17 protein-coding genes are annotated in these 22,038 nt (G+C 73.4%); 9 read left to right on the forward strand and 8 right to left on the reverse strand.

Features of this window, described 5'->3' with window-relative positions; genetic code table 11:
- Nucleotides 1–29: 29 nt before the first annotated feature.
- Both BGO15_RS04860 and BGO15_RS04865 read right to left on the reverse strand, forming a co-directional pair.
- Nucleotides 30–995, reverse strand: coding sequence for a DNA-3-methyladenine glycosylase family protein (locus tag BGO15_RS04860; protein ID WP_056208134.1), 966 nt, complete (start codon nt 993–995; stop codon nt 30–32).
- Nucleotides 996–1,069: 74 nt separating this feature from the next.
- Entirely contained in the window at nt 1,070–1,795 is a 726-nt protein-coding gene (locus tag BGO15_RS04865) for a winged helix-turn-helix domain-containing protein (RefSeq protein WP_056208138.1), read from the reverse strand.
- Nucleotides 1,796–2,246: 451 nt separating this feature from the next.
- On the opposite strand from BGO15_RS04865, the gene BGO15_RS04870 reads away from it, so the two are divergent.
- The 3 genes from BGO15_RS04870 to BGO15_RS04880 are packed head-to-tail and all read left to right on the forward strand — an operon-like array spanning nt 2,247 to nt 3,521.
- Entirely contained in the window at nt 2,247–2,696 is a 450-nt protein-coding gene (locus BGO15_RS04870) for a MarR family winged helix-turn-helix transcriptional regulator (protein ID WP_235557396.1), read from the forward strand.
- 58 nt (nt 2,697–2,754) lie between these two features.
- The gene (locus tag BGO15_RS04875; protein WP_056208141.1) at nt 2,755–3,180 is read left to right on the forward strand and encodes an organic hydroperoxide resistance protein; all 426 of its coding nucleotides are present in this window, start codon (nt 2,755–2,757) and stop codon (nt 3,178–3,180) included.
- Nucleotides 3,181–3,206: 26 nt separating this feature from the next.
- Nucleotides 3,207–3,521 carry a GNAT family N-acetyltransferase gene (locus BGO15_RS04880; protein WP_327037319.1) on the forward strand — a complete coding sequence of 105 codons (315 nt, stop codon included), beginning with the start codon at nt 3,207–3,209 and terminating at the stop codon, nt 3,519–3,521.
- Nucleotides 3,522–3,596: 75 nt separating this feature from the next.
- On the opposite strand, the gene BGO15_RS04885 is transcribed toward BGO15_RS04880, so the two are convergent.
- Nucleotides 3,597–4,142: a hypothetical protein gene (locus BGO15_RS04885; protein ID WP_056518999.1), complete on the reverse strand. Its 546-nt coding sequence runs from the start codon at nt 4,140–4,142 to the stop codon at nt 3,597–3,599.
- A gap of 154 nt (nt 4,143–4,296) precedes the next feature.
- Here BGO15_RS04885 and BGO15_RS04890 point away from each other — a divergent pair, with 154 nt between their 5' ends.
- Nucleotides 4,297–4,986 carry a response regulator transcription factor gene (locus tag BGO15_RS04890; RefSeq protein ID WP_045245816.1) on the forward strand — a complete coding sequence of 230 codons (690 nt, stop codon included), beginning with the start codon at nt 4,297–4,299 and terminating at the stop codon, nt 4,984–4,986.
- A complete protein-coding gene (locus tag BGO15_RS04895) occupies nt 4,983–6,380 on the forward strand; it encodes a sensor histidine kinase (RefSeq protein ID WP_056518997.1) in 1,398 nt (465 codons plus the stop codon). The genes BGO15_RS04890 and BGO15_RS04895 overlap by 4 nt, the downstream gene beginning before the upstream one ends.
- 51 nt (nt 6,381–6,431) lie before the next feature.
- On the opposite strand, the gene BGO15_RS04900 is transcribed toward BGO15_RS04895, so the two are convergent.
- The 3 genes from BGO15_RS04900 to BGO15_RS04910 all read right to left on the reverse strand — a co-directional run bounded on the left by BGO15_RS04900 (nt 6,432) and on the right by BGO15_RS04910 (nt 9,518).
- Entirely contained in the window at nt 6,432–7,211 is a 780-nt protein-coding gene (locus BGO15_RS04900) for an alpha/beta fold hydrolase (RefSeq protein WP_056208150.1), read from the reverse strand.
- Between the two features lie 59 nt (nt 7,212–7,270).
- A complete protein-coding gene (locus BGO15_RS04905) occupies nt 7,271–7,759 on the reverse strand; it encodes an 8-oxo-dGTP diphosphatase (RefSeq protein WP_056208154.1) in 489 nt (162 codons plus the stop codon).
- A gap of 88 nt (nt 7,760–7,847) precedes the next feature.
- Complete coding sequence (locus BGO15_RS04910; RefSeq protein WP_056208157.1) at nt 7,848–9,518, reverse strand: helix-turn-helix transcriptional regulator; 1,671 nt, start codon at nt 9,516–9,518, stop codon at nt 7,848–7,850.
- A gap of 383 nt (nt 9,519–9,901) precedes the next feature.
- Here BGO15_RS04910 and BGO15_RS04915 point away from each other — a divergent pair, with 383 nt between their 5' ends.
- A complete protein-coding gene (locus tag BGO15_RS04915) occupies nt 9,902–11,056 on the forward strand; it encodes an exonuclease SbcCD subunit D (RefSeq protein ID WP_273189409.1) in 1,155 nt (384 codons plus the stop codon).
- Entirely contained in the window at nt 11,053–14,031 is a 2,979-nt protein-coding gene (locus BGO15_RS04920) for an AAA family ATPase (RefSeq protein ID WP_056208159.1), read from the forward strand. Before BGO15_RS04915 ends, BGO15_RS04920 begins: the two co-directional genes overlap by 4 nt.
- Before the next feature lie 483 nt (nt 14,032–14,514).
- Here BGO15_RS04920 and BGO15_RS04925 read toward each other — a convergent pair whose 3' ends face one another.
- Entirely contained in the window at nt 14,515–15,072 is a 558-nt protein-coding gene (locus BGO15_RS04925; protein WP_045247723.1) for a phosphorylase family protein, read from the reverse strand.
- Between the two features lies 1 nt (nt 15,073).
- Complete coding sequence (locus BGO15_RS04930) at nt 15,074–17,146, reverse strand: NAD(+) synthase (RefSeq protein WP_056207768.1); 2,073 nt, start codon at nt 17,144–17,146, stop codon at nt 15,074–15,076.
- 119 nt (nt 17,147–17,265) lie between these two features.
- Between BGO15_RS04930 and BGO15_RS04935 the strand changes: the two genes are divergently transcribed.
- Both BGO15_RS04935 and corA read left to right on the forward strand, forming a co-directional pair.
- Nucleotides 17,266–20,799, forward strand: a complete 3,534-nt coding sequence (locus BGO15_RS04935; RefSeq protein ID WP_056207765.1) for a TM0106 family RecB-like putative nuclease — start codon at nt 17,266–17,268, stop codon at nt 20,797–20,799.
- Nucleotides 20,800–21,021: 222 nt separating this feature from the next.
- Nucleotides 21,022–22,023 carry a magnesium/cobalt transporter CorA gene (gene corA / locus BGO15_RS04940; RefSeq protein WP_045247726.1) on the forward strand — a complete coding sequence of 334 codons (1,002 nt, stop codon included), beginning with the start codon at nt 21,022–21,024 and terminating at the stop codon, nt 22,021–22,023.
- Nucleotides 22,024–22,038 lie beyond the last annotated feature (15 nt).

Here is a 22,038-nt window from a genome sequence, read left to right on the forward strand (position 1 = left end):
GCCTATCGACGCGGCGAGGCCCGCCGCGGTCATCGGGCGCGGTGGTCTTCGGGATGCAGGCGGGCGCCCCGCCGGGGTTCGCGCACGCCGGCCGCCGCGAGCAGACGGATGACCCGTTGCCGGTGCCCTCGCCACGGCTCGAGCAGGTGCAGCATCCCCTCGTCATCGGTGCGATGTCCGGTGAGGGCGAAGCCCACCTCGTGCGCGAGGTGGTAGTCGCCGACGCTGACCGCATCGGCGTCGCCGAACGCACGGATGCGCGTCTCGGCGGAGGTCCACGGCCCGACGCCCGCCAGCGACACCAGCACGCGGTCGGCCTCGTCGAGGGAGGTGCTCGTCGCCCGCACGATCGCCTCGCCTTGGGAGGCCGCGCGCACGATCGCGCGCGACTGCGGCGGCTCGAGTCCCGCTCGGTGCCACGACCACGACGGCACACGGCGCCACCCCCCGATCGACGGCGGTGCGAACAGCGGCCGCGGAGTCGGTCCCGGCGCGCGCTCGCCGTACCAGGTGACGATGCGCCGCCAGGCGGCGAATGCCTGCACGCCGGTGACCTTCTGTTCGACGATCGCACTCGCGAGCGCGTCGAACACGAGGTCGGTGCGCGAGAGTCTGAGGCCGGGGTGACGATGGTGGGCATCGACGAGAAGCGGATGCCGCGGCTCGAAGCCCGCGGCGTCGTCGCGCGCCCCGCACAGGTCGGGCAGCTGGGCGAGCGCCCACGCGGCGCCCGGTCCCCAGGCTGCCCCGCGGATGACGCCCGGCGAGGTCTCGCGCAGTGCGAGGGTGGCCACCCCGTCGGGGGTGCGGCTCGCGCGCCAGATGACGGCCCCGTCGGCGTGCATCGTGGGATCGCCCGCACCCCGTCGCTGGAACAGCACGGTGCGCCGCAGATCGAGCGGCTGCCGCGGACGGTACTCCGTCTCGAGCGGGCGGGTGTTCGCGGGTCTCGGGTCGCGACCCACCGCCGAGGCGGCGGCGGGAGCGAGCGTCATGCGCTCACCCTAGGCGACGCCGCCGACGTCGGCGAGGTGCCGACGGGGGATGTCCCGTGCGCGCCCGCGGCGGCTCAGAAGCGGTCGGGCGACGGGGTTCCGTGGCCGTAGCGGATCGACACGTCGGCGTGACGGTCGAAGCGGTATCCGACGCCGCGCACGGTGCGCACGATGTCTTCGAAGCGTCCGAGCTTGGCGCGCAGGCGTCGCACGTGAACGTCGATCGTGCGCTCGCCCGGGGCATCCGCGTCGTCGCTGCTCCACAGCGAGTCGACGAGCTCGGTGCGCTCGATGGTACGGCCCTCGCGCAGCACCAGGTACTGCAGCAGCTCGAACTCCTTGTAGGTGAACGAGGCGGACTCGCCGTCGATGAGCACGCGCTTGCGGGAGATGTCGACGACGACGCCGGATTCGGCGCGTTCGTCGGTGGCGGGGCGCTCGGCTTTGGTGCGGGCGACGGCTCCGGGCTCGCGCAGGGCGAGGCGTACGACGTCGACGTCGCGGCCGCCGGCCCCGACGGGGGCGAGGGCGACGGTGGCGTAGGTCTCGGCGCCCGGGGCGATGTCGGCGAGGGTGCGGCGCAGGGCGGTGACGAGGGTGTTGAGCGAGACGCCGGCGGCTGCCGCGGTGGCCTCGTCGAAGCCGACGTAGAGCGCGAAGCCGCGGGGCTCGCTGCCCTCGGGGATACGGCGCTCCGGTGCGGGGGCGGCCGGGGCGGCCGGGGCGGCCGGGGCGGCGGGCTCGACGATGCGCAGGGCGGGGCGGGCGACGGGAGAGTCAAGAAGGGCGGAGTTCGACATGGGATGAGTCCTCGGGGAGGGAACCGGGCGTGTGCCTCGCGGTTCGGTGCGTGGTGTCGTGTGGGCCGCGGGTCGCGGCCGAGGTGCGGCATCCTGATCGACGATGTCCGGCCGATCGGATGCGGGGCGCGGATCTCCGTTCAGAAGGAGTCCGGGTGCCGACGGGGTGGCCGTGTCAGCGGCACATTCGACAACACATGACAGCGCGAGCCGGCATCATCATGCCAGCGGTCCCGTTCGCCTCCCAGGCGGACAGAAGCTTCGCGTTGTCAGTCATGGGGCCGATTATGACCCTCGGTTTCACGGGGTGTCAAACCGCGCAAAGCCGCACGGTCCCGCATGAACAAATGTGACGAAACGCGCCGTCACGACCGGATCGGCCGCGCAGATCGGCGGGATGCGGCATCCGAAATAAATTGTGCACAATTCAATTCTGTGCGAGGATCGAGCCGTGCAGCCCTCCGTCGACATGCTCTGCTTCGCGCTCTACAGCGCCGCGCGCGCGACCACCCATGCCTACCGGTCGCTGCTCGAGCCCCTCGGGCTCACCTATCCCCAGTACCTCGTGCTCGTGCTGCTCTCCGACGACCGCGCCCGCACCGTGAGCGAGATCGGCGACGAGCTCAGCCTCGACTCCGGCACGCTCTCGCCGCTGCTTCGCCGCATGGAGCAGGCGGGGTTCGTGACGCGCAGCCGCCGCGCGCGCGACGAGCGCGTCGTCGAGATCGGGCTCGCCGACCGTGGCCGCGAGGTGCGCGCCCAGCTCGCACCTGTGGCCGAATGCGTCTTCGACGCGATGGGGCTCGGCGCCGAGAACGGCATCGCACTGCGCTCTCAGCTGCACGCCCTCACCGCCGCCCTGCAGGCGGCCCCCGATCTTCACCCGGCCCTCGCCGGGTGACGCCGCCGGGACACGCCCGGCCCCCGCGAGCATCCGCTCGCCCTCGGAAGGAGAACCCATGGAGACCCTCTACACCGCCGAAGCCCTCTCGACCGGAGACGGACGTTCGGGCCACGTGCGCACGACCGACGGCGTGCTCGACCTCGACCTCGCCGTGCCCGCCTCGATGGGCGGAGCCGGGGGTGCCGCCGCCAACCCCGAGCTGCTCTTCGCCGCCGGCTACGCCGCCTGCTTCCACGGCGCACTGCAGGCCGTCGCCCGTGCGCAGAAGGTCTCTATCCACGACACCGCGGTCGGCTCCAAGGTCTCCATCGGCCCGAACGGGCAGGGCGGCTACCAGCTCGCCGTCGAACTCGAGGTGGTCATCCCCGAGCTCGACCGCGACGCCGCGCAGGCCCTCGCCGACGCCGCCCACCAGGTCTGCCCCTACTCGAACGCGACCCGCGGGAACATCGACGTCGTCGTGCGCGTTGTCGAAGACTGACACTGACCCGCGCCGAGAGACTGACACTGACCCGCGCCGAGGAGGACGTCATGGCTGACCTGCGATACCAGGACGAGAAGGATGCCTCGCGCTACGCGCTCTACGACGGCGATTCGCTCGTGGCGGTCATCGACTACGCCGACGATGGCTCGACAGTGGCGATGACGCGGGCCTTCACCATCCCGACCTTCCGCGGCAAGGGGTATGCGGGCGTGCTGACCGAGCACGCCATCGCCGACCTCGAGCAGCGTGGCGACCGCAAGGTGAGCCCGGTGTGCTGGTACGTGGCCGAGTGGTTCGAGAAGAACCCGGACCGCGCCGGCATCGTCGCCGCCCGCTGACACCTCTGACAGACGACGGATGCCCCGGACCTCGATGGTCCGGGGCATCCGTCGTCTGTCACCGTGAGACGAGGATCAGGCCACGCAGGTCTTCCACCAGGGTGAGTCCGTGATCTTCTCGGCGCGGTCCTTCACGACCGTGCCGTAGTCGCCCGCGGCGGCCTTGTCGGCCACGTTCTTCAGCGCCGCCTCCCGCGCCGAGCCGGCGGGCTGCTGCAGCGCCGCGCGCACATCCTGCTTCAGTGCGGCCGGTGCGCGATCGAACCAGCCGTGCAGGCGTGCACCGGCGTTCTTCGCCCAGCTCTGCACCTCGGTGCCGTAGTGGCCGTCGAGCGCCTCGTTCTTGATCGTCTCGAACGCGGCCTTCCGTTCGGCGCCCGCCGGCAGCGCGCGCGCCGCCTTCAGGTCGTTGCGCAGCTGCTCGGGGAGCTTCGCCCACAGCGCGCCGAGGCGACCGCGGGCGTTGCAGTCGGGCGTCGACGGCGACGACGACGCGCTCGCCGACGCGGTGGGGGTGGGTGTCGTGGTGGTGGTCGAGGCGAGCGCGGGTGCGGCGAACGCGACCGCCGTGCCGACGACGAGCGCGCCGGCACCGCCGATGAGCCAGGTGCGGACGGACATGGGTGCTCCTTTCGTCCCCGGCACCGACCATCGGCCCGAGGTGTCTCCCACGGTTCCCGATCTGCGTGAACGCGGTGTCCGCGCTGTGTTCGAGGAATGTAAGGCGTCGCGGATCGGGCGGGCCGCGGCATCCCGATCGGTATTGAATGGGCGCATGGAGCCCGCCGCCGACCGAGGACTCGTGCTGATCGCCGAGGACGAGCCGGCCATCGCCGACATCGAACGGCTCTACCTCGGCAATGCGGGCTTCGGGGTGCACGTGGAACGCGACGGGGATGCCGCGCTCGCCGCGGTGCGGCGGCTGCGACCGGTGGCGATCGTGCTCGACGTGGGCCTGCCCGGTCTCGACGGCATCGAGGTGTGCCGGGCGCTGCGCGCCGACGGCGACTGGACCCCCGTGATCTTCGTGACCGCCCGCGACGACGAGGTCGACCGTGTGGTCGGACTCGAGCTCGGCGCCGACGACTACCTCACCAAGCCGTTCTCGCCCCGGGAGCTGGTCGCCCGCGTCAAGGTGCTGCTGCGCCGGCGCGCGGCGCCCGCCTCCCGCGTCCACGCGCTCGGCCGGGTGCGCATCGACGAGACCCGCCGCCGCGTCGAGGTCGACGGTGAGGATGTCGCGCTGACCGCGACCGAGTTCGAGCTGCTCGCCTACCTCGCCGCCTCGCCGGGCCGCGTCTACACGCGTGAGCAGCTGCTGTCGGCGGTGTGGGGGCAGGCCGACTACGGCGGCGGCCGCACCGTCGACGTGCACGTCGCGCAGCTGCGCGCCAAGCTCGGCGAGGCGAGCCCCATCGCGACCGTGCGTGGGGTGGGGTACTCCGCCGACGAGGAGCCCCGATGACCGCCGCCGTGCCGCCCGCGCCCATCGCCCCGCCCCGGCCGCGGCGACGGCCCGGCACCCTGCGTACGCGCATGACGCTCGTCATGCTCGCCGTCGTCGGGCTCGCCGTCATCGTCACGGGCGTGATCACGGTGCCGGTCGTCCGCAGCTCGGCGGTCGGCGTCGCGCAGGACCGCCTCGCCGCGCAGGTAGACCTCATCGCGGGGCTCGATCGCGTGCCGGCCGGGCTCGACGGGTCACAGACCGAGTCCGCCACCGGCGGCACCCTGTTCGCCGTCATCGACGCCCCCGGCACAGGTGCCGCCCGCGGCCCCGGACGCACCTACGCGACCGATGTCGTGCGTCAGGCTCTGGCATCGACGGGCACCTACTCCGGCACGGTGCGCGGCGCCGCGGGCCCCGCCCTCGTCGAGGCCCGGCGCACGAGCGCGGGCTTCGATGTGGTCGCCGCGCTGCCGATGCGCGACCTCGACCCGGCCCTCGGACAGGTGACCTTCCGCGTGCTCATCGCCCTCGCCGTCGCCCTCGCGGCGGCCGCGATCGCCGCCGTGCTGCTCGCGCGATGGCTCAGTCGCCCGCTCGCGGCGACCGCCCGCGCCGCCCGGCGGCTCGCGGCCGGCGAGCGGGGCGTCGACGTGCCGGTCGCGGGGCCGGCCGAGACATCCGAAGTCGCTCTCGCCCTGCGCGCGCTCGACCATGCGCTCGCCACGAGCGAAGGGCGCCAGCGCGAATTCCTGCTGTCGATATCGCACGAGCTGCGCACCCCGCTCTCGGCGATCCGCGGCTACGGCGAGGCCCTCGCCGACGGCGTCATCGACCCCGCCGCCACCGCCGACGCCGGCCGTGTGCTCGTCACCGAGACCGACCGACTCGACCGCTTCGTCGCCGACCTGCTCGAGCTCGCCCGCCTCGAGGCCGACGACTTCAGCATCGAGAGAGTGGATGTCGCCGCGGCCGACCTCGTTGCGCAGATCGACGAGGCCTGGGCCGCGCGCGCCGCGACCGTGCCGGCGGTGCTGCGCACCCGGGTGGGCGCCGATGCCGGCGTGCTCAGCGCCGACCCGAACCGCATGCGGCAGGTGCTGGACGGACTCGTCGAGAACGCGCTGCGCGCGGTGCCCGCGGGCGGTGAGGTCGTCGTGGTCGCCGCCGCCGACCCCGCCGGCGTGCGGTTCGAGGTGAGCGACACGGGGCCCGGCCTCGACGCCGGCGACCTTGATGTCGCGTTCGACCGCGGGGTGCTGCGCTCCCGCTACCGCGACACGCGCGCCGTGGGCACCGGGCTCGGACTCTCGATCGCCGCACGTCTGGTCACCCGGCTCGGCGGGACGGTCTCCGCCCGCGCCCGCGACGGCGGCGGAGCCGTGTTCACTGTGCTCCTGCCGCGCGGCTGAGCACCGCTCCCGCCCGGTCCGGATCGACCTCCCGCGCGCGCGGGAGGCCGCTCACGCACGTGCGAACGCGACGATGCGGGCTGCGGCGGCCGCGGCATCCTTGATCATCGTCTCGTGCCCGTGTCCGGAGAGCTCGACCAGGTGCGCGTCGGGGATCTCCTCGACCACGAACCGGCACCAGTCGTGCGGCGACACCGGGTCGCCCTCACCGCGGATGACGAGGGTCGGCGCCACGATGCGCGAGTACGACTCCTCGGGCCGGTGTGCGAGCATCGCCCGCATCTTGCGTCGCAGGTTCGGACCCGCTCGCAGATACTCGCGGGCGCCGCGCACGAGCACGATCGGGCTCTCACCCCAGAGGTCCTGTGCGAGCCGGCCGAGCTGGCGCACAGCCGACCGCTCGGCGATGTTGATCGTCGGGGCACACAGCACGAGTCGCCAGACGAGCATCGGATGCCGCGTCGCGACCTCGGTGGCCACCTGCGAGCCCATCGAGTGCCCGAGCAGCACGACGCGACCGTGCGCCCGGTCGAGACCCCGGTGCCGGAGGAATGCGGCGACGAGGTCGGCCATGCGCTCGATCGTCGGGGTGCGGGGCGGCTCGGGCGCCTCGCCGTAGCCGGGGAGGTCGAGCGCGATCACCTGTCCGCTCTCCCGCAGCCGCACCACCAGATCGGCGAAGACACTGCGGCCCATGCCGATGCCATGCACCAGCACGTAGGCGACCGGCCCCTCGCCCTGCTCCTCGACGACCAGGGTGGACCCGTCGTGCGTGAACGTATACGGCGCGGCGTCGCGGGAGTCTCCGTCGGGCAGCTCGGCGGTCACCATGGGACAGACGCTATCCGGCGCGTGTGACACGCAGGTGACGGGAGGGCGACCCGGTGCCCTCAGTCGGCGGCGGGCCAGGGTCCTTCGGCGACGACCGTGGCGAGATCAGGTCCGAAGGTGAAGGATGCCGCCACCCGCCCCCCGTCGAGCACGCCCGGCAGCCAGCGCTTCGCGTCGTCCCACATGCGCGCGAACGGCACCTGGTCGACGCGGAACCAGGCCGGCACGATCTCGTCGGTCTCGACGGGCTCACCCTGCCAGACGCGGCCGACGAACACGTGCGAACGCTGCGACCACGACGGTTCGTCGGGGAAGAGGTAGTCGAGCACGCCCACCGCGGTGAGATCGGCGCCGTCGACGACGAGCCCGGTCTCCTCGTGGATCTCCCGCACCGCGCCCTCGACGAGCGTCTCGCCTTGCTCGACCTTCCCGCCGATGCCGACCAGCCGGCCGAGGCCGAGACCGGTGCGTTTGAATCCGAGCAGCACCTCGGGTCCTTCCACGCCCTCGCGCAGAAGGAACGCGACGCACACGACCGGCAGCTCCACCCTTCCGAGCGTACGGCGCCGCGGGACGCCCCGATGACGCAGCTATGCGGCGTGGACGAGGGGCGATCTCCGAGGCTCGAGACGCGCCTCAGCCCGCGACGCCGGCGGTCGGCACGGCGGCGGCCACCGCGGAGCGTGAGCGCACGCCCAGGCGGGTGAACATCGCGGCGATGTGGTTCTCCACGGTCTTCTCGCTGAGGCCGAGGTCGTGGGCGATCTCGGCGTTGCGCCGACCGTCGGCGATGAGTCCGGCGATCTCCCGCTGGCGGGGGCTCAACGCGCTCAGATCCGTGCCGTGGCTGGAGCCGATCCGCGCGGCCAGCGAGACGCGGGAGCGGGCTCCGGTGATCTCGAGCATGTCGGAGATGTGCGCCTGGACGGTGCGCGGCGACAGGAACAGGGCCTCGGCGATCGCCCTGTTGCTGTGCCCCTCGGCCAGGAGCGCCCCGATCTGCCGCTGCCGTGCGGTGAGCATGACGATCTCGCCGGCGAGCTCCGGGTGCGTCTCCCGCAGGCGACGCCACCGTCGTGCGGCGACCAGGCGCACCGATTCCAGGCCGTACGCGTCGGCCTCCGCCGCCACCTCGGCGAGCAGGCGCGCCGCCGACGCCGGGTCGTCGTCGGCGATCGCCGCGGCGTGCACGAGCTTGCCGCGCATGACCTCGGTGTGGGCTCCCGCGCCCTCGTCGAGCCGGATGGCCGCGAGCGCGAGCGTGCGCGCGTCGTCGCGGTGTCCGTCGGAGGCCGCCACGATGCTCTCGGCGCGGGCGACGGATGCCGCGGCCACCGGGAACCGCGCGAGGTGCGCGGCCCGTGCCACCTGGCTTTTCGCGCTGGCGAGGTCTCCGCGTTCGAGGCTCGCCTCGATGAGCAGTTCGAGTCCGAACGCTTGATCCCACAGCTTCGAGCGTTCGAGGTCGGCGCCCGCGATCGCCACGAGCACCCCGGCGGCGCGCTGCAGCTGTCCGAGGGCGCGCATGCCCCAGGCCACATAGAAGCAGGCGCCGACCGAGAGGTAGTTCACGTCGCCGCGGGTACGTCGGAGCACTCCGCCCGCGAGTCGCTCGAACCCGATCCGGTCGGCCCGGCCGGCGGCGGCGAACGCGGCGATCGCCGCCACGACGGCATGGGCTCGCGCGGGCACACGGGCGCCGGCGTGCGAGATGGCATCGAGCACGCCGCGGGCCTGGTCGGTGTGCCCCTGGAACGCGAACGAGCGGGCCAGCAGTAGCTGCAGCGTCAGCGCGGCGCCGTCGACGGGGCCGTCGGGGGTGGCGGAGATCTGTCCGGGCGCCAGCCCCGTCGCCCGCAGGATCGGCGGGATCGCCGCGAACGCTCCCGCACTCATGGCGGCCTCGGCGAGCAGGTAGCAGGCGAGAAGATGACCTCGCCCGGGCGCGGCGAGCGTCGCGACGATCTCAGGCAGTCGGATGCCGCGCCGCGCCGCATGATCGGTGCCGACCATCGCATCGCACATCAGCAGGGCCGCGGCCGCGAGGCGGCGCACGTCGCCCGGAGCATCGGCGGCGGCATCCCAGGCGGCGTCGGCCTCGTCGATCGCCACCGGGAACCGGCAGGCGACTACCGCGGCGATGGCGCAGGCGACGCCCAGCAGGGCGGCATCCGCCGGTGATCCCGCATCCGAGCGCTGGCGTCGGAGCGTGTCGTGCAGGGTCCCCGCGTCGCCCGCGAATGCCGCACGCAGCACGTCGTCGACCACCGCCCACATCTGCGCGTGCGCGTCTCCTGCGGCGCTCATATCCCCTGCCGTCTCCGTCCGTCGGCGGACGGTTGCCCTCAGTACGACCTGCCGCGTTCGGCAGGATCTCACGGCTGTCGGGCGCGGTCGCCATCGACCTTCCTTCAGTATGCCTGAATACGCCGAATCCCCTATGCGCCGGATTCCGTCGCACGCATAGTCTCTCGGCGCGGTCGGCGATCGGGCGGCTCGGCCCCCAAGAGCCGCTCGGTCGTCGATCGTCCTGAGGCATCATGCCCTGCGTGCATTTTGGGGGCGTCGGGACGGTGTCGCAGGTCGCCCCGGACGGTGTGTGGGACCGCCCGGGGCGTCTCCGTCTTCGCGCACGGCACAGGGCGAGCGGATCGCCGGCGGTGTCGGAGCGACGCCGTAGCGTGGAGGGCATGCGCATCCTGCACACGTCCGACTGGCACCTCGGTCGTACGTTCCACGGCACGAGCACTCTCGCCGCGGTCGAGACCGTGCTGCGGGCGATGATCGCTCAGGTGCGCGAGCATCGCGTCGACCTCGTCGTCGTCGCCGGCGACGTCTTCGACTCCGTGACCCCGGCCGCCGCGACCTACGCCCTTCTCACCGAGACGCTGCTCGACCTGCGCGATGCGGGGGCGAGTGTGATCGTGACCAGCGGCAACCACGACTCCGCCGCCCGGCTCGGGTTCCAGGCGCCGCTGCTGCGCGAGGGCATGCGAGTGCTCACCGACCCCGCGCGTCTCGCCGAGCCCGTCACCGTGCACGATGCCGAGGGGCCCGTCCACGTCTACGGCATCCCGTTCCTCGAGCCCTCGCTCGTGCGACACCTGTGGCCGGATATCCCGACGCGCACGCAGCACGACGTGCTCGGTCACGCCATGTCGCTCGTGCGCGACGATCTCGCGCAGCGCGGGGGGCGCAGCATCCTGCTCTCGCACTGCTTCGCGGCCGGCGTCGACGCCACTCCCGGCGTCGAGCGCGACATCACCCAGGGCGGCATCGACCTCGTTCCGCTGTCGGTCTTCGACGGTCCTGACTACGTCGCCCTGGGGCACATCCACGGGCGGGCGACGCTCAGCGAGCGGGTGCGCTACAGCGGCGCCCCGCTGCACTACAGCTTCGGCGAGCGCGACAAGCCGCGCGGCGCCTGGCTCGTCGACCTCGACGCGGCGGGTCTCGCCGCGGTGACCTGGCTCGATCTTCCGGTGCCCCGTCGCCTCGCCGTCGTGCGCGGTACCTTCGACGAGCTTCTCTCCGATCCGCGCTTCGACGTCGACGAAGACGCCTGGGTCAGCGCCGAATACACGGATGCCGCGCCTCAGCCCGATCCGATGCGACGGCTGCGCGAGAGATTCCCGTGGTGCGCGACCGTCGCGCACACGCCCGCCGGCGGCCGCTCGGGCGAGCGCACCGACTACGGCGCCCGCGTGCGTGCCGCCCGTGACGACGTGCAGCTGGTCGACTCCTTCCTCGCGCACGTGCGCGTCGGGGAGGGGCTGAGCGACGACGAACGAGCGGTCCTCGCCGACGCGCTGGCGGAGCGGTCGGCGACGGAGGCGGCGCGGTGAAGCTCCACAGCCTCGAGCTCGAGGGCTTCGGACCGTATCGCGAGCGCCAGCGAGTCGACTTCGACGCGTTCGACGCCGACGGTCTGTACCTCATCACCGGCCGCACCGGGGCCGGCAAGTCGAGCATCCTCGACGGCGTCTGCTTCGCGTTGTTCGGTGCGGTCCCTCGTTACGAGGCGGGTGACAAGCGCCTGCGCAGCGATCACAGCGGCCCGAACGATGTCACCGAGGTCGCGCTGGAGTTCTCGGCGGCGGGCGAGCGCTGGCGCATCGTGCGGGCGCCCGACTACGAGCGGCCGAAGCAGCGCGGTGAGGGCGTCACGCTCGAGAAGGCGCGGGCCGAGCTCGCCCGGTGGGACGGTACCGGATGGCGGGGCGTGGCGGCAGGGCCGCGCGACGTGGGGGTCATGCTCGCCGAGGTGGTCGGGCTCACGCAGGCGCAGTTCCTGCAGGTGATCCTGCTCGCGCAGAACCGATTCCAGCGGTTCCTGCTCGCCCGCAACGACGAGCGGCAGGAGCTGCTGCGCACCCTCTTCGACTCCCGCAGTTACGACGACCTGACCCGGCGCGTCGACGAGCGGCGCAAGGCGGCGCGCGACGCGCTCGACCGCGGTGCCGACGCCGTCGCGCTCGTGCGCCGGCAGGCCGCCGAGCTGATCGCGCGCGAGGGGTGGGGCGGCGATCCCGTCGCTGCCGCTGCCGCTGCTGACTCCGACCTAGAGGCAGCCGATCTCGACGCCTCCGATCTCGAGGGTGCCCTCGCCCGCGCGGCGGATCGGCGTGCCGCGATCGCGCAGACGGCGGTGACGGCGGATGCCGTGGCGGTCGCGGCATCCGATGCCCTCGCCGACGCGCGCCGGATCACCGACCAGCAGACCGAGCGGGCCGCGCAACGGCGGCGAACGGCCGAGCTCGCCGCGGCGGAGCCCGCCATCGAGGCGTCGCGCACCGAGCTGGGGCGGGCGCTCGCCGCCGAGGCGCTGCGCGAAGTCGTCGAGGCGCGGGCCCGCGCGCTGCGCGCGGCCGAGCTCGCCCGTGCCGCCGCCGAGCGCGCGCGGGGGGCCTGGGGCCGTGACGATGCCGACGCCCCGGCCCGTGTCGAGGCGCTGACCGGCGACCTCGCCCGCGCCCGCGATGCGCTCGCCGGCGAGACGGAGCTCGCCGAGATCGACGGCGCCCGCGAGTCCGCCGCCGCGCGCGCCGAGGCTGCTCGCGAGCGGATCGCCGCGATCGACGTGCGTGCCGGTGAGATCCCGGCCGAGCGCGCGATCCTCGGCGCCGGCATCGCGGCGGCCACGGCCGACGCCGACGCACGCGATGCGCGCGAGCGCGACGTCGCCGACCTGCAGCGGCGACTCGATGCCGCCCGCGAGACGGTGACGTTCGCCGCGGCGTCGCAGCGCGCCGACGAGGACGAGGCGGCGGCCGCCCGCGCGCTGAGCGCGGCGACGGCGAACTGGTCGCACCTGCTCGACACCCGCATCGCGGGGGCGGCCGGGGAGCTCGCCGAGCGACTCGTCGACGGCGAGCCGTGCGCGGTGTGCGGAGCGACCTCTCACCCCCACCCCGCTGCCGCGCCCGCCGAGACCGCCACGCCGTCGCAGATCGATGCCGCCGCCGCCGCGCGCGACGCAGCGCAGGCCGTTGCGCAGCGGTCGAGCGCCGCGGCGAGCGACGCCCGGGCCGCCCTCGCTGCGGCCGTCGCGCGCGCCGAAGGCGGCTCGGTCGACGATCTCAGTGCGCGCCTCGCCGCCGCCGCCGACCGCGCCGCGGCGGCGACGGCCGCAGTGGTCCGTCGTGACGAGGGTGTGGCCGCACGCGACCGCCTCGACGACACCGAACGCGACCTGGCGGCTGAGCGCACCGCGCGGGCGACGGATCTCGCCGACGCCGACGCCGTCCTCGCGGGGCTCGCGGCCCGCCGTGGCGCCCTCGTCGCCCGCGTCGACGCCGCGCGCGGCCGTCACGCGAGCGTCAGCCTGCGGGTCGCCGCAGATGAGGCCGAGCTCGCCGTCGCCGCGGCGGTCGTCGCAGCGGTGGCCGCGCAGACCTCGTCCGACGCGGCCGCGCGGGAGGCGTCCGAGCGCTGCGCCGACGCGCTCGGCGGCTCCCCGTTCGCCGACGCCGACGCCGTGCGTGCGGCGGTCCGCGACGCGGGCCAGCGCGACTGCCTCGATGCGCGGGTGCGGGGGCACGAGGCATCCGTCGCCACCGTCACCGCGCGTCGGGCGGAACTCGAGGCGCTCGGGCTCCCCGAGGAGCCGGTCGACGTCGCGGCCGCGCAGGAGGCACTGCGGGTCGCGCGCGACGCCGTGCGGTCCGCGACCGACGCCCTCTCCCGGCACGATCAGGCCGCTGCCGCGCTCAGTGACCTGCGCGACCGGGCCGCCGCCGTCGACGAGGGCCGCGCCGAGCTCGAGCGGATGCATCAGATTGTCGCCCGCCTCGCCGATACCCTCGCGGGTCGTGCCCCGAACGACTACCGCATGCCCCTCGAGACCTACGTACTCGCCGCCGAGCTCGAGGAGATCGTGACTGCAGCCAACGTACGGCTCGACGAGATGTCGAGCGGGCGGTACCGCCTGCAGCACACCGATGCGCGTGCCTCACGCGGGGCGCAGAGCGGTCTCGGGCTCGAGATCGTCGACGCGTTCACCGCGGTCGCGCGCCCCGCGCACTCGCTGTCCGGTGGGGAGACCTTTCTGGCCTCGCTCGCCCTCGCGCTCGGGCTCGCCGAGGTCGTGACGGCGCGGGCCGGCGGCATCCGTCTCGACACGCTCTTCATCGACGAAGGGTTCGGCTCGCTCGACGCCGAGACCCTCGACCTCGCGATGCGCACCCTCGACGAGCTGCGCAGCGGCGGACGCACGGTCGGCGTCATCAGCCACGTCGAGGCGATGAAGGAGCAGATCCCCGCCCAGCTCGTCGTCGAGGCGACCGGCCGGGGGCCCAGCATCATCCGGCAGTCGGACTGATCAGCCGGCGGGGCCGGGTCCGCGGAGCGCCGCTCAGCCCGACGCGGGCGCGCGGCGCGCGGGCCATGCGGCTGTGCCGACCACGCCGCTCGCGCAGCCCGATGCCGCCCATGCGGCTGTGCAGGCCTGCCGCCGATCGCGCGGAAACAGGCGAACGCGCGAGAACAGGCGGCATCCTCGCGATTCGTCCTGCGTCCGCGTGTGTTCCTGTTTTCCGTACCTGCCCGGCACGGCCCGGTGCCGGTGCCCGCCGTGCGCTCCTGCCCGCGTGGACACAGGCGAACGCGCGAGAACAGGCGGCATCCTCGCGATTCCTCCTGCGTCCGCCAGGTCTCCTGCGCTCGGCACCTGCTTGGCGCGACCCCGCGGCGGTGCTCGGCGCGACCCCGCACCGGAGCCTCGACCCCGCAGCCCGCTTCGCGCGACCCCGTGGCGGTACGCGGCCCGCGCAAGCCCCGGCACACGGCCCGGCCGGGCCTGCCCTCAGGCCCCGTAGAGCCCGGCGAGGTGGGTGTAGAGCTGGGCGCTGCAGTGGGCGACGGTCTCGTCCCACAGCTGAGTGGCGCCGTCCTGCGCGCTGTCGGAGATCGCCTTGAACACGCGGATCGGCACCGCGTACTCGTGCGCGACCCAGATGTAGGCGAACGTCTCCATGTCGACCAGCTGCGCGCCGAGCTCGCGGATCGCGACCACGGCGTCGGCGTCGTCGATGAACCGGTCGCCGGTGGCGATGACGACACCCGGATGCCCCGTCTCGACGGTCGACGGAAGCGAGACGTGCTGCCCCACGATGCCGTCGAGGTCGGTCACGTCGTGCTGCAGCGCGGCGGAGATCTCGTGCACACCGGCGGCGAGGCCGGCGTCGAGCTGTCCCGCGGTGCCGACGACGACGATCTCGTCGACCTCGCCGCGCTCGAGGGCCCGGGTCAACTCGACCGCGGCCTTGAGCTTGCCGGGTCCGGTGACCAGGCGCGAGAAGCCGGGCAGCTCCAGCGGGAACCCGACGAGCTCGGAGTTCAGGGCGGCGACCAGCAGGCGCATGTTAGTTGTCTCCCGGGGCGGTGGTGTCGAGGGCGGCATCGAGTTCGGCGATCCAGGCGCGGGCGTTGCCGTCGCTCGGCGCCCGCCAGTCGCCGCGCGGCGACAGTGATCCGGCGGGCGACACCTTCGGGCCGTTGGGGATGGCCGTGCGCTTGAACTGCGCGAACCCGAAGTAGCGCGACAGGAACACGCGCAGCCACCGGACGATCTCGGCCCGGTCGTAGCTCGGCCGCTCGCCCTCGGGGAACCCGGCGGGCCAGGAGCCGACTGCGGCATCCGCCCAGGCGCGCTCGGCGAGGAACGCGATCTTCGAGGGCCGCAGCCCGTAGCGCAGCACGTGGAACAGGGCGAAGTCGTGCAGGGAATACGGCCCGATGGTGTCCTCGGTGGACTGCACGTTGCCGTCGGCATCGGCCGGCACGAGCTCGGGGCTGATCTCGGTGTCGAGCACCGACTGCAGCACCACGGCGGTCGCGGCATCCACCCCTTCGCCCTCGGCGATGACCCAGCGGATGAGGTGCTGGATGAGCGTCTTCGGCACGCCCGCGTTGACGGCGTAGTGGCTCATCTGGTCGCCGACGCCGTACGTCGCCCAGCCGAGGCCGAGCTCGGAGAGGTCGGAGGTGCCGATGACGATGCCGCCGTGACGGTTCGCGAGGCGGAAGAGCACGTCGGTGCGGGCGCCCGCCTGCACGTTCTCGAACGTCACGTCGTAGACGGGCTCGCCGCTCGCGTAGGGGTGCCCGATCGCGCCGAGGAGGTCGTGGGCGACCGGGGTGATGTCGATCGTCTCGACCGTCGCACCGATCGCCTCGGCGAGCGCGACGGCGTTCGAGCGGGTGTGGTCGCTGGTCGCGAACCCCGGCAGCGTGTAGGCGAGGATGTCGCTGCGCGGCCGCCCGGCGCGGTCCATGGCCCGTGCGACGACGAGCAGTGCATGCGTCGAGTCGAGGCCGCCGGAGACACCGATCACCGGCTTCGGGTGGCCGATGGCGGCGAGGCGCTGCTCGAGACCGGCGACCTGGATGTGGAAGGCTTCGTAGCAGTCCTGCGCGAGACGGGCCGGATCCGCGGGCACGAACGGGAACCGCGCGACATCCCGTCGCAGGCCCACATCGCTCAGGGGCGGGTCGAGCCGCCACGGCACGACCACCGGGGCGCCGGGCACGAGTGCGGCGCGGTTGTCGTCGAACGTTCCCTGTCGCTGGCGGTCCTGGCGGATGCGGTCGAGGTCGACGTCGACGATGCTCGCGCGCGCCCCCTCGGGGAAGCGCTCGGTGCGCGCCAGCACGGTGCCGAGCTCGGCGATGAGGGTCTGCCCGTCCCACGCGACGTCGTTGGTCGATTCGCCCATGCCGGCGGCGGCATATGCGTACGCCGCCAGGCCGCGGAGCGACTGCGAGCGCACGAGCAGCTCGCGGTCGTCTGCGCGCGCGATGGTGATGGGGCTGCCCGACAGGTTCAGCAGCACGGTCGCGCCCTGCAGGGCGGCGGTCGACGACGGGGGCACGGGCACCCACAGGTCCTCGCAGATCTCGGCGTGGACGACGAGGCCGGGCACATCGGATGCCGCGAAGTGCAGCTGCGTGCCGAACGGCACCGTTCCGAGCGGCCCGAGGTCGGCGACATCCGTGTCGGCGTCGGCTCCGGAGGCGTACCAGCGCCGCTCGTAGAACTCGCGGTAGGTCGGCAGCGAGGTCTTCGGCACGACGCCGAGCACACGCCCGCGGTGGATGGCGACCGCGCAGTTGTAGAGGCGGCTCCCGATCCGCAGCGGCGCGCCGACGAACAGCAGCGGCAGCAGATCGGCGGATGCCGCGGCCACCGCGCCGATCGCGTCGATCACGGCGTCGAGCAGCGGGTCCTGCAGCACGAGGTCGTCGATCGCGTATCCGCTGAGACCGAGCTCGGGGAAGACGGCGACGGCGACGGCGTCGTCGTGCAGCCGGCGGGCCTCCGCGATCGTCGCCGCGGCGTTGCGCGCGGGGTCGGCGATCGCGAGCGGAAGGGTCACCGCGGCGACACGGGCGAACCCGTGGCGATAGGCGCTCGCGAACGGCAGGGCGGTGGTCACGCGTCCAGTCTGGCACTGCGGGCCGTCGGCCCGCGCGCCGGCGACGGGGCACGGCGGCCACGGCGGCGCAGCGGCGGTGTCGGCGGCGGCCGTTAGGGTCGAGCGGGAGAGGACGTCCCATGCGCTACATCGAGGCCGCAGGCCCACAGCCCGCCCGCATCGTGTGGAGCGCGAGCGACTTCAAGGCCGCCGCCGAGTGCGAATTCGCCTGGCTGCGCGCCATCGACGCGAAGCTCGGCCGCGTGCCCGCGGTCGACGAGCCCGACGACCCCACCCTCGAGCGCGCCGGCCGCCTCGGCACGCAGCACGAGCTGCGCGTGCTCGAGCGCTACCGCGAGACGCATCCGGGAACCGTCGTCGAGATCCCCGAGACGCGCTCGGCCGATGCGACGGCGATGGATGCCGCGGTCACCGCGACCGTGCGGGCGCTCGGCGACCCGGCGGCGTCCGTCGTCTACCAAGCCGCGTTCGCGACCGGCGAGTTCGTCGGGTTCGCCGACTTCCTGCTGCGCGGCGACGACGGACGCTGGATCGTGCAGGACACCAAGCTCGCCCGCCACGCCCGTGTCACCGCGCTCATGCAGCTCGCCGCCTACGTCGACCAGCTCGACCGGCTGGGTATCGCCCGCGCCGACGAGGTCGAGCTGCTGCTCGGCGACGGCACGACGAGTGTGCACCGGGTCGCCGACCTGATGCCCGTGTTCACGCTGCGGCGGGAGCGCCTGCGCGCCCTGATCGCCGACCGTGACCTCGCCGCCGGGGCGTCCGGCACGCCGATCGCCTGGGGAGACGACCGCGGCGCCCTGCACGTCGTGGCGTGCGGCCGGTGCGCGACGTGCGACCTTGAGGTGGTCGGCCAACGCGACCTGCTGCTCGTCGCCGGCATGCGCCCGGTGCAGCGCGAGCGGATGCGCGCGGGGGGTGTCGACACGATCGACGCGCTGGCCGCGGCATCCGCCCCGCCTGAGGGGCTCGGCGCCGAGGTGTGGGAATCGCTGCGCACGCAGGCGCGGCTGCAGCTGGCGAGCGAGCGGCAGCAGACGGATGCCGCGTCCCGCCCGCCCGCGCCTGCGTACGAGGTGGTGTCGGCGGCCGCGCTCGGTGCGCTGCCGCGGCCCGATCACGGCGACCTGTTCTTCGACTTCGAGGGCGACCCGCTCTACACCGAGCACACCGGCGGCGCGAACGTGTGGGGCATCGACTACCTGTTCGGGTGGGTCGACACCCGCGAGCAGTACAGCGCCCTGTGGGCGCACACCTTCGCCGACGAGAAGCGCGCGCTCGAGCAGTTCGTCGATCTGATCGAGCTGCGCCGGCGCACCCATTCGGGCCTGCACATCTACCACTACGCGCCGTACGAGCCGACGCATCTGCTGCAGATGGCCGCGCGGCACGGCACCCGCGAGGCCGAGGTCGATCGGCTGCTGCGCGAGGGTGTGTTCGTCGATCTCTACCCGATCGTGCGGCGGGCGCTGCGGGTGGGGTCCCGCTCCTACTCGATCAAGAAGCTCGAGCCGCTCTACATGGGCGACGACCTGCGCACGAGCGACGTGCAGCGCGGCGACGACTCGATCGTGCGCTACGTCGAGGCGCGGGCGGCCGCAGACGACGGCGACGACGCGGCCGCGGCGGCGATCCTCGACGACCTGGCCGAGTACAACCGCGACGACTGCGTCTCCACTCTGCGGCTGCGCGACTGGCTGGTCGCCCGCGCGCGCGACGCCGGGCTCTATCCCGCCCGCGATGTCACCCCCGAGGAGACGCCCTACGAGCCGTCGCCGACATCGGTCGCCCTCAGCCGACGGGCGACGGATGCCACGGCCCTCACGTCGCCCGACGACCCCGACGTGCGTGCGCTGGCGCTCGCCGCGGCCGCCATCGACTACTACCCGCGCGAGGCGAAGACGTTCTGGGCGGGTCACTTCCTGCGGCTGCGCGAGCCGGTGTCGCTCTGGGAGCAGACCCGTGACGTGGTGGTCGTCGACGCGGCCCGCAGTCGGGTCGTGACCGACTGGCACCGCGGCGACGGGCAGCGGGTCGACCGTCGCATCATCGAGCTGCACGGCGACGTCGCGCCCGGCACCCGGCTGAGCGAGGGCTCCGATCCGTTCGCGCTCTACCCCATGCCTGCGCCCTACCCGATCGCCCAGCCGTCGCCGCGGTGGATCCACGCCGGCCGCACCGTTCAGGTGCTCGAGGTGCTCGACGACGGCGCGGTGATCGCCGAGTTCGCCGTCGACGGCGAGACGTGGGACACGCTGCCGATCGCACTGACTCCGCCGCGGCCCCCGCAGGCCGCCGGGCAGCAGACCGCGATCGACGCATGGGCCGAGGGGCTGCTCGACGCCGCCCCCGGGTTCCCCGACGACCCCGCGACCGATCTGCTGCGCCGCCGTCCGCCGCGTCTGCGCGGGCGTCAGCTCACCTCGAGCCCGCACGGGCGCGCGGCGGGCGAGCTGGCGGCGACGATCGCGGCATCCGTCGCCGACCTCGACCGCAGCTACCTGGCCGTGCAGGGTCCTCCGGGCACCGGCAAGACCTACGTCGGTGCCCGGGTGATCGCGAGCCTCGTGCGCGACCGCGGGTTCCGGGTCGGTGTGGTCGCGCAGTCCCATGCCGTCGTCGAGCACATGCTCGAAGGGGTCATCGCCGCCGGGGTGCCCGCCGTGCAGGTGGCGAAGGCGCCGAAGGATCCGGCATCGACCGGTCACGCGTTCACGGCGATCCGCAAGAACGGGATGGCCGGGTTCATCGCCGACCAGCCGGGCGGGTTCGTCGTCGGCGGCACCGCCTGGGACTTCGCGAACACCAACCGCGTTGCGCGCGGCGGGCTCGACCTGCTCGTGATCGACGAGGCGGGGCAGTTCTCCCTCGCCTCGACCATCGCCGTCTCGCTCGCCGCCCCGCGCCTGCTGCTGCTCGGCGACCCGCAGCAGCTGCCGCAGGTCAGTCAGGGAACGCATCCCGAGCCGGTCGACACGTCCGCGCTCGGGTGGGTGATGGCGGATGCCGCGGTGCTCCCGCCGACCCACGGCTACTTCCTCTCGCGCACCTGGCGCATGCATCCGCGTGTCGCCGCCCCGGTCTCGACCCTGTCCTACGACGGTGCGCTCGCCTCCGCCCCCGACGCCGGGCTCCGCTCGCTCGCCGGCATCGAGCCGGGCCTGCATCCGCTGCCCCTCGCCCACGAGGGCAATGCCGTGCAGTCGCCCGAAGAGGCCGCCGAGGTCGTGCGACTCGCCCGCGACCTGGTGGGTCGCACGTACACCGACCCGGGCGATCCCGATGCCGCGGGCGGACGGGCGCTCGCGGCATCCGATCTGATCGTGGTCACCCCGTACAACGCGCAGCAGGTGCTCGTCGAGGAGGCGCTCGCCGGCGCCGGTCTCGCCGACGTGCGGGTGGGCACGGTGGACCGCTTTCAGGGGCAGGAGGCGGCGGTCGCGATCGTGAGCCTCGCCGCGTCGTCCGGGCGGGCGGCGCCGCGCGGACTCGAGTTCCTGCTGCTGCAGAACCGGCTCAACGTCGCGGTCTCGCGGGCGAAGGTCGCCGCCTACGTGATCTATTCGCCCGCTCTGCTCGACGACCTGCCGTACACCCCGGCCGGCGTCGCGCGCCTGAGCGCGTTCGCTCGGCTCGTCGGCGTCGCCTGACCCCAGGCCCGCGGCGCGCTCGACGACGCCGGCCGCGTCGCGGCACCCCTCGCGCACGCCCACCGGCAGGTGCCGCGACGCCGAGCGACGTGCCGCCGTGAGGATCTCGTCAGGATGCCCCGAACAGGTCATGTCGGTCGGCTACCATCGAGCGGCTTCGCCGCGCTCCACCCGCTGTCCCGAGTCGGAGCGGCGCGACCGCCCCGAGAGAGGAGCCCGCCCATGCCCTTGGTCGACAACGCCATCTACGTCGACGGTCGCCGCGCCGAGACACCCGGCACGCTCGATGAGACCTACCGGCTGCACGACGATCGCGGAGGGCTCGCCTGGATCGGGCTCTACCGTCCGAGCGCCGAAGAGGTCGCCTCGGTCGCCGCCGAGTTCGACCTGCACCCGCTCGCCGTTGAGGACGCACTCACCGGGCACCAGCGCTCGAAGATCGAACGCTACGGCGACGTCCTGTTCGTCGTGCTGCGACCCGCCCGTTACGACGACGAGCGCGAGGAGGTCGAGCTCGGCGAGGTGCACGTGTTCGTCGGCCCCGACTTCGTCATCACGATCCGTCACGCGGAATCACCGAACCTCGCGGCGGTGCGCTCGCGACTCGAGCACCAGCCCGACCTGCTCGCGCTGGGTCCGGAGGCGATCCTCTACGCGATCCTCGACCGGGTGGTCGACGAGTACGAGCCCGTCGTCGCCGGAATCGAGAACGATCTCGACGAGATCGAGGATCAGCTCTTCGGTGACAGCGACGACGACGCCCTGTCGCGACGTATCTACGAGCTGTACGGCGAGGTGCTCAGCATCGGTCGGGCCGTGCACCCCCTCGCCGCCATGATCGACAAGCTCCAGCGCGGTTTCGAGAAGTACGACGTCGACCTCGAGCTGCGCCGCAGCCTGCGCGACGTGCTCGACCACGTCGAGAAGATCGACGCCCAGGTCGACGGCTACCGTACGCTGCTCGACAAGGCGCTCACGGTGCACTCCGCGCTCGTCGCGCGGCGACAGACCGAGGCGAATCTGGCTCAGAACGACGAGATCAAGAAGATCTCATCCTGGGCGGCGATCATCTTCGCGCCGACACTCATCGGAACGATCTACGGCATGAACTTCGAGGACATGCCCGAGCTGCACTGGCAGTACGGCTACCCGCTGGCGATCGGCGTGATGCTCGCATTCCCCACGACGCTCTACTTCATCTTCAAGCGCAAGCACTGGCTGTGAGCGCGGTCCGTCGAC

This window comes from Microbacterium sp. 71-23 (assembly GCF_001897265.1).
Lineage (GTDB): Bacteria > Actinomycetota > Actinomycetes > Actinomycetales > Microbacteriaceae > Microbacterium > Microbacterium ginsengisoli.

Coding starts and splice junctions, on each gene's coding strand:
- BGO15_RS04935 (WP_056207765.1), top strand. CDS start 17,266: ATGCGCTACATCGAGGCCGCAGGCCCACAGCCCGCCCGCATCGTGTGG.
- BGO15_RS04890 (WP_045245816.1), top strand. CDS start 4,297: ATGGAGCCCGCCGCCGACCGAGGACTCGTGCTGATCGCCGAGGACGAG.
- BGO15_RS04925 (WP_045247723.1), bottom strand. CDS start 15,072: ATGCGCCTGCTGGTCGCCGCCCTGAACTCCGAGCTCGTCGGGTTCCCG.
- BGO15_RS04895 (WP_056518997.1), top strand. CDS start 4,983: ATGACCGCCGCCGTGCCGCCCGCGCCCATCGCCCCGCCCCGGCCGCGG.
- corA (WP_045247726.1), top strand. CDS start 21,022: ATGCCCTTGGTCGACAACGCCATCTACGTCGACGGTCGCCGCGCCGAG.
- BGO15_RS04865 (WP_056208138.1), bottom strand. CDS start 1,795: ATGTCGAACTCCGCCCTTCTTGACTCTCCCGTCGCCCGCCCCGCCCTG.
- BGO15_RS04910 (WP_056208157.1), bottom strand. CDS start 9,518: ATGAGCGCCGCAGGAGACGCGCACGCGCAGATGTGGGCGGTGGTCGAC.
- BGO15_RS04915 (WP_273189409.1), top strand. CDS start 9,902: ATGCGCATCCTGCACACGTCCGACTGGCACCTCGGTCGTACGTTCCAC.
- BGO15_RS04900 (WP_056208150.1), bottom strand. CDS start 7,211: ATGGTGACCGCCGAGCTGCCCGACGGAGACTCCCGCGACGCCGCGCCG.
- BGO15_RS04875 (WP_056208141.1), top strand. CDS start 2,755: ATGGAGACCCTCTACACCGCCGAAGCCCTCTCGACCGGAGACGGACGT.
- BGO15_RS04860 (WP_056208134.1), bottom strand. CDS start 995: ATGACGCTCGCTCCCGCCGCCGCCTCGGCGGTGGGTCGCGACCCGAGA.
- BGO15_RS04885 (WP_056518999.1), bottom strand. CDS start 4,142: ATGTCCGTCCGCACCTGGCTCATCGGCGGTGCCGGCGCGCTCGTCGTC.